Raw genomic sequence first — 12,634 nt, 5'->3', positions numbered from 1 at the left:
ACACGGAACCAGGCGCCTCAGCCTCCGTGCATAACCCGGCGGATATCGGACCGAGTGTCCGGGCCCGAAAGGGAGCCCACGCGGGTCTGGTGGGCCTTTGAAGAACCGAAGCAAAGAAACCGGAACCAGCGCCGGAGTTAGATACCGAAGGAGGAAGCAATGGCGGACGAAGTCGAAACAACAACGGCGGAGAAGGCCGGCGTGCCTTCGGGGAACCAAGCGCTGGACGACGCACGGTACTGGCACAGCATCAACTGGGCCCACGCCGAGCGCAACGTACGGAGACTGCGCCAGAGGATCTTCAAGGCGTCGCAGGAGGGGGACCTGAAGAAGGTCCGCAATCTCCAAAAGCTCATGCTGCGCTCGCGCTCCAACACGCTGACCAGCGTCAGGAGCGTAACGCAGCGGAGCCTGGGACGCCGCACCCCCGGGGTAGACGGGGAACTCGCGCTACGGCCGCAAGACCGGGGCAGGCTGGCCAGGACACTGGCCGAGCAGCCCGGGCCCGCGGCCAGGCCGGTGCGGCGGGTGCACATCCCGAAAGCGAACGGCAAGACCCGGCCGCTCGGTATCCCGGTCATCCGGGACCGAGTGCAGCAGGCCAGGGTGAAGAACGCCCTGGAACCTGAGTGGGAGGCACGCTTCGAAGGGCGCAGCTACGGCTTCCGCCCCGGACGCAGCTGTCATGACGCGATCGCCGCGATGTACAACTTCACGGCGGGCAAGAAGGCCCGGCGACGCTGGGCCTTGGACGCGGACCTGACAAGCGCCTTCGACCGGATCAACCACGATCGCTTGATGGAAGCCCTTGGCGGGTTCCCGGCAGCAGCCGAGATCCGCCGCTGGCTGAAGGCCGGTGTGCTGGAGCACGGACGATTCGCCCCGACCGATGAGGGAGCCCCTCAAGGCGGAGTGATCAGCCCGTTGCTGCTCAACATCGTCCTGCACGGCATGGGGACCGCCGCTGGAGACATCGAAGACGGCACGGTCAGACAGCGCTGGGTCGCCTGCGCTCCGGCTTTCATCCGCTACGCCGACGACTTCGTGGTGCTGTGCACCACCAAGGAGGAGGCCGAGCAGGTGAAGGAGCGGCTGGCGGCCTGGCTGGAGCCCAAGGGCCTGGCGTTCAACGAGGAAAAGACGCGCATCGTCCACCTGGAAGATGGCTTCGATTTCCTCGGGTTCAACGTCCGGCGCTACGGCGACAAGCTGATGATCAAGCCGAGTAAGGCGGCGATACAAAAGGTCAAGGACAAGATTCGGGACACGGTGAAACGGTTGCGCACGGCACCGTGCGACGACGTGATTCGTGCCTTGAATCCCTTGATCAAGGGGTGGTCCACCTACTACAGGGGCGTGGTCTCGACCGAGACCTTCACAACCCTGGATCACTACGTGCACTACCGCATGTACCGGTGGGCCAGACGCAAGCACTCCAGTAAGTCAGTGGCGTGGACTCGCGCCAAGTATTACGGGTGCTCCAACCCCGAACGGCAAGACAAATGGGTCTTCACTGACAAGGAGACCGGGCGGTACCTGTACCGATTCGCATGGACCCACATCGAGCGCCACGCCCTTGTTAAGGGCCGGGCATCGAAAGATGACCCGGAGCTCGAAGGGTACTGGAAGGCACGCGTCCGAAAGCGCAAGCACCCAGAGGCCGACAAGCACAACCTGGCCCTGGCTGCCAAGCAAAAGGGCCTGTGCCCGCTCTGCGGATTGGACCTGATCGCCGGGGCTGGCTACGAGCCGGAATCCGTCCGTGAATGGGCGGCCTGGTTCTGGGCCAGTTCCCGAACGATCAGAAAACACCACCTGATCCTCACATCCAAGGACGGATCCAGTAACTCTGCCAACCCCATGCTCATCCACTCGGAATGCCACCGGCAAAACCACGCCCGGAACATTCCTGACGGACCCAGGGAGACCCACCATGCGCGTCCATAGCGGCCTGCTTGAGCCGGATGCGGTGAGAGCCGCACGTCCGGTTCTGAGGGGGCCCTCGCACCCGAGAGGGGCGGGGGCTACCCGACTGCCCGGCCACATCAACGACGTGCTGGCTGAGGCGCGCGGTTACCGGCTCTCTCTCGTGCTCGCCCACCAGCACCTCGACCAGTTGCCGAGCGATCTGCGCGAGGCACTGTCCGCCGACGCGCGCAACAAGATCTACTTCAATGCCTCGCCCAAGGACGCCAACGAGTTGAAGCACCACACCGCGCCGCTGATCAGCCCGCACGACCTCACCCACCTGGGTGCGTACCAGACGGCCGCCCGCCTCGTCATCGACGGCCAGCAGATCTCCGCCTTCACCCTGCGCACCCGCCCCCTGCCCGGCCTGATCGAGGGACGCGCGGATGAGATCCGGCAGGCATCCCGCGAGCAGTTCACCCAGCCGGACGGCGCACTCCAGCGGCCCGCCCGCAGGCCACGCCGGCAGATCGGCCCCGCACCCGACCTGCGCACCGACCTGCGCAGCGAATCTCCCGGCCAGCACGAAGAACCCGCCTGACCCGCCACTCAGTCCACTCGCCCAGTACCGATCACCTTGAGGAGATTCCGCCATGCCAGCAGCTCGCATCCCGCTCGGCCTGCCACGCTTCGACGCTACCGCCATGGCCACCGTCGCCGCCCGGCTCACTCCCCGCGACTACCAGATCCTGGAACACCTCCTGCACCACCGTGTCCTGACCACCCACCAGCTCCAGCGGATGTTCTTCACCAAGCCGCAGCCCACCCGCCGCCGCCTGGGCATCCTGCACAAGCTGCACACCATCACCCGCTACCGGCCCTGGACCCCCTACGGCGGCTCCGCCCCCTGCCACTGGGTCCTCGGCCGCGCCGGAGCCGAACTCCTCGCCCTGCGCAGCCACACCACCGTCAAAGAGCTCGGCTACCACCCCGACCTTGCCATGTCGATCTCCGTCTCGGACAAGAGCGGCCACCAGATCGGCGTCAACGACTTCTTCACCGACCTGCACCACCTGACCCGCCACACCCCGGGAACTCGTCTGCGGGCGTGGCTGTCGGAAAAGCAGTGCGCCAACATCTGGGGCGGCCTCGCTCGTCCCGACGCCTTCGGCTGCTGGTCCGAAAACGGCCGCCAGATCGACTTCTTCCTCGAACACGACACCGGCAGCATGACCCTGGCCAAGGTCGCCGACAAACTCGCCACCTACGCCGACCTCGCCGAGGCCACCCAGATCACCACCCCGGTGCTCTTCTGGCTGCCCAGCCGGAAACGCGAAACCAACCTCCGCGCCGTCATCAAGGCCACCGAGACACCCATCGCCACCGCCGTCCAGACCGAACTCGACGACGGTCCCGCCGGGCCCTGTTGGCTCCCCCTTCCGAGCCAGACCGGGCAGGCACGCATGCGACTCGCTGAACTCCTCAAGGCGTGGCCACACCTTGTTCTTGGCCGCAGCCCACAGACTCCCGCCACCGCTACCGACGATGCCTACGACGACTCCCTCGACAACCTGTTCCCGCAACAAGACCAGAGCAGGTGAAGGCCGCCGCGGCCGGCGCCGCCCTCCTGCTGCTTCTCGTCTCGGCGTTCGTCGCAGCCGCCACCAGCATCCTGACCACCTCCGGAACGCCCGGTAGCGTCGCCTGCGCGGTTCCGTCCAGCACAGCGAGCAGCCAGATAGGCAGCCCGGTCGCGGCTCCTTCTGCACCACACGCGGTGCCGGTGCTCGACCTGAACGCCGAGCAGCAGGGCAACGCTGCGCTCATCGTCCAACTCGCGAAGGAGCGCGGCCTGCCCGCCCGGGCAGCCGTCATCGCGATCGCCACCGCCCTGCAAGAATCCCAGCTCCGTAACCTCCGCTACGGGCACCTCGACAGCCTGGGCCTGTTCCAGCAGCGCCCCTCGCAAGGCTGGGGAACACCCGAGCAAATCCTCGACCCCCGCCACGCCACCGGCACCTTCTACGACCACCTGCTCAAGGTGACGCGCTGGGAACAACTCCCCCTCACCCGAGCTGCCCAAGCCGTCCAGCGCTCCGGCCGCCCCGACGCCTACGCTCAGTGGGAGCCCCTCGCCCAACGCCTCGTGGACACCCTCACCGGGACCTGCGTCCCGCTCATCCCGGGCGAACAAGTCGCCGCCGTACTCACGTACGCCCACGCCCAACTCGGCAAGCCGTACCTATGGGGAGCCGAAGGACCGGCCGCCTTCGACTGCTCCGGCCTGACCATGCGTGCCTACCAAGCAGCCGGCATCACCATCCCCCGCGTCGCCGCCGACCAATGGAGACACGCACCACCCATCCCCGCCGGACAGGAACAACCAGGCGACCTCGCCTTCTTTCGCATGCAAGCAGACGGCCCCGGACACGTCGGCCTCGTCATCGGCGGCGGCCAGATGATCCACGCCCCCACCCGGCACACCGTCGTCCAAATAGGCCCGTACCAGCGCGAAGACCTGATCGGCTTCGCCCGCCCCCGACTGGCGGCCAGTCTCTAGTCGAACCGGATCCTCTTCCGGGTGCGCTGCCCGGAGGCGACCTGCCGGTCGGTGCTCGCCTCCAGCCGGTCCAGTACCGCCATACGCCGATCACGGCCGCTGGCCAGCCGATCGTCAGCAGACGCCTTCCGATCGTCGGAGCTGGCCTGCCGGTCTTCGGCAGCTTGATCCTGCTCCCGCTCCAGATCGCGCTCAGCGTCCAACCGCTCATCACGCATGCCCAGCAGCATTTTGCGAAGCTCGTCTCTGCCCTGACGGTCCTCGGCACGCTCGGCCGCCGCCAGCCTCCGCTCTCTGGCCAGCAGCCTCAACTCGTGCGCGACCTCGCCTCCATAATCGGCCAGGCGGCTCTGCCGCTCACCGGCTGCTCGGTCCCGCTGCTCGGCCGCCCGGTCGCGTAGCTCCGCCGCCCACAGGAGGTCATGCACACGCCGATCGTCCTCATCCCGCGCATCCTGCCTGCGATCGGCGTCATGCCCACGTTCGTCAGCAGCCTGATCCCGTTCTACAGCCGCGCTGTCCCGCCGCCGTCCGGCCTCATCGCGGCCTGCTGCAACACGATCCCGTTCCCGAGCATGCCGGTCACGGCGCTGCGCAGCCCGATCACGCCAGTCCGGATCCCCCGGTCGCTCCTCCTCAACGTTACACATAAGCAGCTCCACCATGAGACGATCACTCCCCGACCGTGACCGTCGTGAACACCTCACCCATGGTCCAACGATGGCGACCTCCACGCCACCATCCCCACCCGGTGTGCCATCCGATCAAGCACCCGCCCCGATGCCGCCCTTCGAACATGCGAGTCCATGACGGCTAACCAGTAGGTGAGCTGCACGTTTGTCTCCTCAAACCGCAGTCACGTACGGCTATGTAACCGATACTGTCCGGGAAGACAGGCAGCGGTTGTGCAGGTGAAGGAGACGCCTGGTGTGTGCGATGCGGTTCGCCCCGTCCCAGCTTGTGGTCAGCCTCTCCTACGACTTGAACAACCCGATGAAGATCCGCGCCAAGCACAAGGTTGCCGGCATGCTCCTGCTCGACCGCGACCACGCCAACCGCCTCGATCAAGGCTGGAACGTGCCCGGCGTCTACCTTCTGCTCGACCGTCCCGATGCCGAAGGACGCTGGGGAGCTTACGTCGGTAAGGCCGCCACCCCAGGACTGCGCCACCGCGTTCTGCAGCAGCTCAGGGACCGCGCCCACTGGTATCGGGCGCTGCTCGTCCGCTACGAGTCCAACGAGAATGAGACGCTCAACAGCAGCGAGGCCGGGTGGCTGGAAGGGCGCCTCTACGACCATCTCGCCAAGGCCGGGCAAGTCGATCTGCACAACCGCAACCGACCCCGCGACCCCACGCTGTCCGATGACGATGAGACCAGTCTGATCGACTACCTGTTGCCCATCGAGTCCGTACTGCGGCTCATCGGCCACGCCCTCTACCCGCGCCCGGCCGACGCCCCTGACGGCGGCGGCCCGCTCTTCAAGAAGATCGAACCCGAGCCGGAGCCGGACCAGCCCGCCCCCTACGTGAGCCCGCTCGGCCTGGGGCCGAACCCGTACTTGATGCGAGACCCACGCCCGAGAAGGTGAGGAAGAAGATCGCGCTCATCATGGCGGGTAAGCACCCTCCGGTCATGGGGAAGGGTTCGAGTAGGCGACCCTGATCCGGTGGTGCAGGAGGTGTGCCCCGGCCAGCACACTTCACTTGTGCTGGGCGGGGCATGCCACCTACGCCACCGGCTCAGGCGCTATCAGGCACGTCGTCTTCTTCCTCTCCTAGCGGTTCTTCTCCGCCGCAGATGCGGCAGGCGCGTTCCTCCTCGGCGGTGAGCACCACGGCGTGCAGCTCCGGCAGGCCGATCGTCACGGCCTTGCAGAGGCGGTGCCAGCCGTCGATGATCAGGATGCCGCCGGTCGGGACCGTGGCGGCGATCAGCGGCTCGGACAGATCCACCTGGGCCGCGTGCTCGGCGTCGATGGCGATCAGGTTGAGCATGGCCGCCCACCATTCGGTCATGATCAGCCCGTCCGGGGTTCGGCCCTGGGTGAGCTTCTTGGCGGCGGTGATGTCCCAGCTCCAGCCGAGCATCTGGAAGATCTCCAGACGCGAGTTGTCTGTCCGCTTCGGCTCCGGCCCGTTGGGGAGACGCTCTGGAGCGCGGCCGGTGCGGTCGCCGGTGGCGGCGTGGTGGGGGTGGGTCATGCCGTGGCCTCCTGTCCGGTCGAAGCAGTGGGGGTCTGTTGGCGGGAGCAGGCCAGCGCGAGTGTCTCGGCTTGGCTGAGGAAGGTGTGAGCGGCGTCGTGCCGGATCAGCGCCAGGCTGCGTTCGAGGTGGTCCAGAGCCAGTGCGCGCTCGACGTCCGCGCCGGGGCTCGGTGTGTCCGTCGCGGGTTCGGGTGGGGTGGGGTTGTTGGCGTAGGGGGCGATCCAGGAGATGAACCTGGCGATGGCCTGGGCAGGGCGCAGGCCGCCGCTGTCGGCGTGCTCGATGTGCCGGGCCACCAGCAGCCACCACGTGCACAGCGTGTGCGCGTGCAGGAGGTCGTAGACCTGCTCGGCGCTCAGCCGCTCGCCCCGGCCCAGACGCCGGAAGATGTCGTCGGTGTGATCCTGGCGGGCGCTACGAGCCTGCTCGATGATCACCTCCCATCGACTCGGCCCTCCTTCGGGTGGTGCGCCAGTAGCGGGAAGCTGCTCAGAGTTGCTCATGACCTTGGTGTCCTTTCCTTGGAGGTGTCGCCAGCGCCGCAATGCGCGCAGGCGATCGGCTGCTCGCTCATAGCGCTGCAGACGTCGTGGATGGCAGGGCCGGACCGTTGGGGTGGTCGGCGGGCGTGGCCGGGTTGGTTGCCTGGTGGATGAGGTGCTGAGTGAGTAGATGGCCGCTGTCGTTGAGGAAGTCACGGGCGGCCATGCGGGCGGCGTGGGCGAGGGCGTGATCGAACAACGTGCCGGGCCGGGTGGCCGGAGGTTCCCCAGTGAGATAGTGGCGGGCCCAGGAGCGCACCCGGCGTAGCGCGTGATCGGAGGTCAGCTTCTTGCCGGTGATCTCCTCATGCACCAGCTCCCACCAGGCGCGTGCTGCCTGGGCGTGGGCGGTGACGAACAGCTGCTCGCCGGTCAGCCGTTGCCCGTTCTGCAAGGCGAAGATCGCCTTGGCGGCCACCGTGTAGCAGGCGTGGCGGGTGGCGGTGATCTTCTCGGTGGTCAGCTGATCGCACGAGGGCCACGCCTTCTCGTCATGACCGGTGGCGCTGCCCGGCTGACGGGGCGGGGGCAGCGGGCTGGGCTGGCAGGGGTCATCCATCGGGTGTCGTCCTTTCGTTGAGTGACAGGCATGAGTGAGGGGTGGGGTCATGGGGTAACCGCCCGGCTGGCGGCATGCGGCAGCCACCGGGCGCGGTATCACGGACGACGCCTCCCGGCCGGGGCCTGCCCGGTCGTGAACGGGGCTGGAGAAGGTTCCCCGGCCGGGTGAATGTCGTGATCGGATAGGAGAGCCAGCGCGTCGGCGAGTTTCTCGGTCGCGTCGAGAAAGGCCCGGGCGCCGCCCCTGCGGGCCTCGGCCATGGCCAGGACGAACAAGCCGCCGTTGTTCACCGGGCGGGCGTTGATCAGCAGGTCCTGGGCCCGTTGCCGCACGGTGAGCAGCGCGGTCGCACCGTCGATCGGCTCTTCTCGGCCGTGGGTGAGGTCGGTGACCTGCTGCCACCACGACATCCGCTGGTAGGCGTAGGCGATGCGGCCCAGGTCCTTGTCGTGCAACGTGCCCTCCTCGTCCAGGGTGGCGATGCGGGTGAGTGCCTCGCTCAGTTCCCAGCGGGCGGCGTTGGCATAGTGAACGGCCAGATCTTCGAGTCGTCCCATGAGGACCTCCTTCGGTAAGCGGTTGATGACGTACGCGGCGCGGGGCGGGGTATCGGCTGCTCGCGGTTGTCCGATCCCCGGCCGGGCGGCCGGTGTGGCCGCCGATCCGTTCTCGGAGGGCGGGTCGCGTCCCGGCACGCCGCCGGGTAGCGGCGTGGTGCCCGGTACGGCCCCGCGCCGGGGCCGTACCGGATGCCCGGGACTACAGGTCAGGCGGTGGACAGCAGCCGGAACGCGCGGGTCTTGATCTTGGCGTGGTCGTGGTCGTCGAGCAGGGCCCGCTCCGCCCGCACGGCAGCCACGTCGCGGCTGCCGAACACCGGGCTGCGGTGGTCCAGCCGCTCGGTCACCGCGTTGTAGGCGGCCCAGCGGGTGTTGCGGATCGGCTCTTGCGTGGGCGCGTGGGCGAACAGGTGCTCCAACTGGCGCAGCGTCAGCTCGCGGTTCTTGCGCGCCAGGTCCTTCGCACCCGGCGGGATCGGGTACAGGACGTTGGTGAACTGGCGGAACTCGGCGAAATCCATCGGGGTCGACAGAAGCTTCTCGGCCTCGGCCGCGAACGCTTCCCCGTGCTTCCAGGTGAGCTTCAGCGCATCGCGGGCCTCGGCGATGCGCCCGGCCACGTTGCCGGTATGCCGGACGGTGAACTTCGAGGCGTGATTGGCCAGCGCGGCGCGTTCGGTGTTGGCGCACACCACCCGCACCGGGGTCGCCACGGTCACGAACGACCCCCACCCGTCATGCCGGGAGAACGCCGCCAGGTACAGATCGATCTGATCGAACCCGCCGACCATAAGCGGCTCGGGCAGCCGCATGGTGACGAAGATGCGCCGCCCGTTGTTCAGCGACCCGCCGGTGTCGAACACCGCCCCGGACTCATCCACCAGCGTCTGCAGGAACGCGGTCACCTCCTCGTTCTGCAGCACCTCATACTCCCGGCCGACCCGGCCGAGCCGTTCCGGCGCACCGGTGACCGGGTTGGTACGCACCACCAGGAAGTCCTCGTCCGTGGTGACCGGCTGTCCGGTGACGGGGTCGGTCACCTGACCGACCGGCACCTTGCGCACGTTCCACCCGGCGAGCTGGGCGTTCGACAGGAGCTCCTCGGCGGTCATCGGGCCGGGCGCGGTGTAGCCGAGCCCATGCCAACCGGGCTTCCCGGCGGCGGCGAACCCGGCCGAACCGTTGGCGAAGATCTCGATTTCGTGAGCCATGACAGGGCCTTTCTGATGTGTGGTTGTTGTGGTTGGGCATGCGAAGCGGACGCGATGGCGGTTGGGGTGGTGCGGTCGGTGTCGGCGCGGGCGGGCCGTGCGGGGCGGGCAGGTTGCTGTGGGCGTCGGTTGGACGACCTACCGGCCTGCGGGGTCCGGGCGGGCGGGCCGGTGGCAGGGCCGCCCGCCCGCACGCCCTGCTCAGCCGCCGTAGCCGTCGAGGGCGGTGTCGCCGGGTCCACCTGCCGCCTCGGCGCGGGCTTCGGTGACGCTCTCGGTGGGGGCGAGGGCGAACCGGCGGGGCCGCTCACAGGTCAGCTCCGCCTGTCCGAGGTTGACCAGCCGGTCCAACGCGTTGGCCACCGCACCGGATGAGGCGTCGAGCACCTTGCCGATCTCGTACGGGGTGAAGTCCTTGCCCGGGTACTCGAGCAGGTGGGCGTGCACCCGATCCCGCAACGCCCCCGGCCGCACCCCGCCCCCTGCCCCGCCGCTGGCACCGCCCGACCGGGCACCCGGCACGGCGCGGGCCGGGGCGGCGTCGATACCGGTCAACACCGCCCGGGCGTCACGGTGCACCGAGGCGACCTTGGCCATCGCCATCTCCAGGCACCCCAACGCCATCAGGGCGTTACCGTCGTCTTTGGCCAGGGGGACCCCGCCGAGCAGGTCGGTCAGTTCCGCCAGTTCGGCCCTGACGCGTGCCCACGCCGGATCATCCGTCACCGGCTCAGACACCGGCTCGGACGCGTCAGCGTCGGGGACCGAGACGTGTTCGCCGTGGTCCTGGTCTGCACCCTCATCGGGCGCTTCGTCATCGGTCAGCCCGTCCGGCTGACCATGTGACTCCTCAACCGGCCCCTCTTCGTCGCTCGGCTCGGCCACCGGGGCGGGGGCGGCCGTACCGCTGGCGGCCGGAAGCGTCTCCTCCTCCGATGCTTCTACGGTGTCACCCTGCGGGGTGTCAGCGTCGGGGGTGTCAGCGTCCGGCACGGCGGGTGCGGTGCCCGGCGTTTCGGCATCCGGGGTGGCCGGGGTGTCCGAGGCGGACGTGTCCGCTGCGGTGGTGTCGGTGGTGATCGGGTACCACCGGTCAGCGGCGCGGCCTCGCCTCTGACCGTCGTTCATGCCCGGCTCGCGGCGGGCGCGCCCGTCTGCTTCGAGCTGGTTGAGGATCTTGCCCGCTACCATCCGGCTCAGCCCGGCCGCCGCCCCGATCACCGTGGCGGTCGCGCCCGGCTCGGCGTTCAGCGCCGCCCACACCGCCTCCGCACGGGTATCGGTGCCCGCCGTGGGGTCGGTGTCCGGGGCGGCGGTGCTGGGGCGGTCAGGGGCGGTCAGGGGCGCGGCGTCGGGGGCCGGGACGGCGGCGTCCGCGTTATTGATGGCGGCGTCGGTGTCAGCGGGAATGTTTTCGGTGCCGGTGTTTTCCGGCGTAGTAATAGCCATGCCGCGTCCCTTTCCAGTCGCGTTCCCCGACCCCGTTCCGGGCCGGTGTTTTTGTTTGTGCGACGACCATCCCTCGCATAGATAACGACTGGCAAGCCGATCCGGGAACATTTTCCGTCACCGGAACGGCTGGAGAGGCTACCCTCATAAACAATCGTTGATCTGCGAAAACATCTCGAAGACGGATCGCCCTATCGGCTTGACATCCGTAGCCAGCCCGACTCTTCACGCATTTCACCGAACGACGGCGAACGACCCCTGATTGCCCGATTCCCGGTTGTGGAATCTCAGACACTAATGCGCTTCCGGGTTGACATTCATTCGCGATGGAGCGTCCATGGAATTAGGCGGTGAATCGCCGCCGAAAACGACCCGGGCTGACGCGCCGGGGAAACGAAGGGGAAAACCGCATGGCACCCACGATGGCCGCCGACGACATCACGGTGGACGCCGCCCACCTACGCGGCCTGGCCGCCTACGGCCCCGAATGGGCGCTCATGTGGGACGGACACGACGTGTTCGCCGCCACCGCCGACCTGGCTGATCACGGGGACGTTTTCGAGATCATCGACCACACCGGTTTCATCGCCGTCCACGGTCAGCACGCGCGGCACGGCCAACCGGACGGCCCCGCCGCCCTCGCTGTCACCGTCGCCGCCGTCATCACCGGTCGGGCCCGTATCCGCCTGCGGCAATGGCCGCGCACCGCCCACATGATGGCGGCCACCGGCCCTTACACCACCGCGCTACGCCCCTACGGCATCCATCGCCACCAGGCCAGCCGCCCCGACGCCGACGGCCGCCACATCACCACTGACTACCGGATCACCCGCACCGGTGTGACCGCATCGATCACCATGCCGTACGCCGCCGACTCGACCGCACCCATCACGATCACCATCACGGGTCCCCACCCCGGCGGCCAAATGACACACAGCGGGCCCATGTTCACGGTGACCGTGCCCCGCCAAACGCCGCCCGCCGCTGTCGCCGCCCTGATTGCCGCCGCCGGAGGCATCCCCCCACACACCGCCCCCGGCTACCGCCACGCCCACGACACGGGCTTTCCCGGAACCCCCCGCTACATCACCGTGGAACCGGCCGACGTCCGCGCGTTGGCCGCCCACGGCCCCGGCTGGGCCCTCATGTGGCACGACGACCACACCCAGCCCGTCATCAGCCGCCATGACCGCGACGACGACTCACTCCTCGAAATTTGCACCCACGAGGACATGATCAATTTCAGCAGCCACTACCCGGACGCCAACGGCGCAACCGGCGACCCCGGTCACCACCCGGACTATGACGCTATCGCCGCCTACCTGACCGACAGCCTCGGCGGCTTCGACCCCGGCCAGGACAACACCACCGCCACTATGGACGCCACAGGCCCCGCCGACATGAACGACACACATGCTCCGGCCTAACAACCGGTCCCCGGCATGGGAACGGCCCCGGCACCGCCCAGCAGCGGTACCGGGGCCCGCCCATGCCCCGCGTACAGCGCCCCATCACGCGCGATCACGCGGGCGGCGGGCGGCGGGCGGCGGGCGGCGGGCGGCCTCGAGGTCGGCAGGTTGAGCCCGGTGTCGCCGAACCACTTGCGCAGCAGGCGCGTGGCCGTCCAGATCGGAAG

Annotated in this window: 15 protein-coding genes; 7 read left to right on the top strand and 8 right to left on the bottom strand. The window is 68.5% G+C overall.

What is annotated here, in order from left to right:
* The first annotated feature begins 159 nt into the window (after positions 1-159).
* The 4 genes from ltrA to ACWEJ6_RS36780 all read left to right on the top strand — a co-directional run bounded on the left by ltrA (position 160) and on the right by ACWEJ6_RS36780 (position 4,468).
* Positions 160-1,947: a group II intron reverse transcriptase/maturase gene (ltrA, locus tag ACWEJ6_RS36795; protein WP_452429820.1), complete on the top strand. Its 1,788-nt coding sequence runs from the start codon at positions 160-162 to the stop codon at positions 1,945-1,947.
* A 106-nt stretch (positions 1,948-2,053) separates the two neighbouring features.
* Positions 2,054-2,509, top strand: coding sequence for a hypothetical protein (locus ACWEJ6_RS36790; RefSeq protein WP_452429818.1), 456 nt, complete (start codon positions 2,054-2,056; stop codon positions 2,507-2,509).
* A gap of 52 nt (positions 2,510-2,561) precedes the next feature.
* A complete protein-coding gene (locus tag ACWEJ6_RS36785; protein ID WP_452429816.1) occupies positions 2,562-3,509 on the top strand; it encodes a replication-relaxation family protein in 948 nt (315 codons plus the stop codon).
* Positions 3,506-4,468 (top strand): C40 family peptidase, encoded by a 963-nt coding sequence (locus ACWEJ6_RS36780; RefSeq protein WP_452429814.1) that lies wholly within the window; start codon positions 3,506-3,508, stop codon positions 4,466-4,468. Before ACWEJ6_RS36785 ends, ACWEJ6_RS36780 begins: the two co-directional genes overlap by 4 nt.
* Here ACWEJ6_RS36780 and ACWEJ6_RS36775 read toward each other — a convergent pair.
* The gene (locus ACWEJ6_RS36775; protein WP_452429812.1) at positions 4,465-4,896 is read right to left on the bottom strand and encodes a hypothetical protein; all 432 of its coding nucleotides are present in this window, start codon (positions 4,894-4,896) and stop codon (positions 4,465-4,467) included. The two genes, ACWEJ6_RS36780 and ACWEJ6_RS36775, sit on opposite strands and share 4 nt — an antisense overlap.
* Here ACWEJ6_RS36775 and ACWEJ6_RS36770 point away from each other — a divergent pair.
* Positions 4,891-5,157, top strand: a complete 267-nt coding sequence (locus ACWEJ6_RS36770) for a hypothetical protein (RefSeq protein ID WP_452429810.1) — start codon at positions 4,891-4,893, stop codon at positions 5,155-5,157. The genes ACWEJ6_RS36775 and ACWEJ6_RS36770 overlap by 6 nt on opposite strands.
* Before the next feature lie 247 nt (positions 5,158-5,404).
* Positions 5,405-6,058 (top strand): hypothetical protein, encoded by a 654-nt coding sequence (locus ACWEJ6_RS36765; RefSeq protein ID WP_452429808.1) that lies wholly within the window; start codon positions 5,405-5,407, stop codon positions 6,056-6,058.
* 151 nt (positions 6,059-6,209) lie between these two features.
* On the opposite strand, the gene ACWEJ6_RS36760 is transcribed toward ACWEJ6_RS36765, so the two are convergent.
* From ACWEJ6_RS36760 to ACWEJ6_RS36735, 6 genes are all read right to left on the bottom strand, one after another.
* On the bottom strand, positions 6,210-6,671 hold the full coding sequence (locus ACWEJ6_RS36760; RefSeq protein ID WP_452429805.1) for a hypothetical protein: 462 nt from the start codon (positions 6,669-6,671) through the stop codon (positions 6,210-6,212).
* The gene (locus ACWEJ6_RS36755; protein WP_452429803.1) at positions 6,668-7,177 is read right to left on the bottom strand and encodes a hypothetical protein; all 510 of its coding nucleotides are present in this window, start codon (positions 7,175-7,177) and stop codon (positions 6,668-6,670) included. The genes ACWEJ6_RS36760 and ACWEJ6_RS36755 overlap by 4 nt, the downstream gene beginning before the upstream one ends.
* Before the next feature lie 67 nt (positions 7,178-7,244).
* Complete coding sequence (locus ACWEJ6_RS36750; RefSeq protein ID WP_452429801.1) at positions 7,245-7,775, bottom strand: hypothetical protein; 531 nt, start codon at positions 7,773-7,775, stop codon at positions 7,245-7,247.
* 98 nt (positions 7,776-7,873) lie between these two features.
* The gene (locus tag ACWEJ6_RS36745; protein WP_452429799.1) at positions 7,874-8,335 is read right to left on the bottom strand and encodes a hypothetical protein; all 462 of its coding nucleotides are present in this window, start codon (positions 8,333-8,335) and stop codon (positions 7,874-7,876) included.
* A 209-nt stretch (positions 8,336-8,544) separates the two neighbouring features.
* Positions 8,545-9,549 (bottom strand): DUF932 domain-containing protein, encoded by a 1,005-nt coding sequence (locus tag ACWEJ6_RS36740; protein ID WP_452429797.1) that lies wholly within the window; start codon positions 9,547-9,549, stop codon positions 8,545-8,547.
* Between the two features lie 201 nt (positions 9,550-9,750).
* Positions 9,751-10,998, bottom strand: coding sequence for a hypothetical protein (locus tag ACWEJ6_RS36735; protein WP_452429795.1), 1,248 nt, complete (start codon positions 10,996-10,998; stop codon positions 9,751-9,753).
* Between the two features lie 410 nt (positions 10,999-11,408).
* On the opposite strand from ACWEJ6_RS36735, the gene ACWEJ6_RS36730 reads away from it, so the two are divergent.
* A complete protein-coding gene (locus tag ACWEJ6_RS36730) occupies positions 11,409-12,425 on the top strand; it encodes a hypothetical protein (protein ID WP_452429793.1) in 1,017 nt (338 codons plus the stop codon).
* Here ACWEJ6_RS36730 and ACWEJ6_RS36725 read toward each other — a convergent pair.
* A partial coding sequence (locus ACWEJ6_RS36725) for a hypothetical protein (RefSeq protein WP_452429791.1) occupies positions 12,422-12,634 on the bottom strand: 213 nt, incomplete at its 5' end. The genes ACWEJ6_RS36730 and ACWEJ6_RS36725 overlap by 4 nt on opposite strands.

It is taken from the genome of Nonomuraea sp. NPDC004702 (assembly GCF_053601695.1).
This window is presented reverse-complemented; position numbering and strand designations above follow the sequence as displayed.

Excerpts from the sequence above, each read along its gene's own strand:
- ltrA (WP_452429820.1), top strand. The coding sequence starts at position 160 with ATGGCGGACGAAGTCGAAACAACAACGGCGGAGAAGGCCGGCGTGCCT.
- ACWEJ6_RS36785 (WP_452429816.1), top strand. The coding sequence starts at position 2,562 with ATGCCAGCAGCTCGCATCCCGCTCGGCCTGCCACGCTTCGACGCTACC.
- ACWEJ6_RS36770 (WP_452429810.1), top strand. The coding sequence starts at position 4,891 with ATGCACACGCCGATCGTCCTCATCCCGCGCATCCTGCCTGCGATCGGC.
- ACWEJ6_RS36765 (WP_452429808.1), top strand. The coding sequence starts at position 5,405 with ATGCGGTTCGCCCCGTCCCAGCTTGTGGTCAGCCTCTCCTACGACTTG.
- ACWEJ6_RS36760 (WP_452429805.1), bottom strand. The coding sequence starts at position 6,671 with ATGACCCACCCCCACCACGCCGCCACCGGCGACCGCACCGGCCGCGCT.
- ACWEJ6_RS36755 (WP_452429803.1), bottom strand. The coding sequence starts at position 7,177 with ATGAGCAACTCTGAGCAGCTTCCCGCTACTGGCGCACCACCCGAAGGA.
- ACWEJ6_RS36750 (WP_452429801.1), bottom strand. The coding sequence starts at position 7,775 with ATGGATGACCCCTGCCAGCCCAGCCCGCTGCCCCCGCCCCGTCAGCCG.
- ACWEJ6_RS36745 (WP_452429799.1), bottom strand. The coding sequence starts at position 8,335 with ATGGGACGACTCGAAGATCTGGCCGTTCACTATGCCAACGCCGCCCGC.
- ACWEJ6_RS36740 (WP_452429797.1), bottom strand. The coding sequence starts at position 9,549 with ATGGCTCACGAAATCGAGATCTTCGCCAACGGTTCGGCCGGGTTCGCC.
- ACWEJ6_RS36735 (WP_452429795.1), bottom strand. The coding sequence starts at position 10,998 with ATGGCTATTACTACGCCGGAAAACACCGGCACCGAAAACATTCCCGCT.
- ACWEJ6_RS36730 (WP_452429793.1), top strand. The coding sequence starts at position 11,409 with ATGGCACCCACGATGGCCGCCGACGACATCACGGTGGACGCCGCCCAC.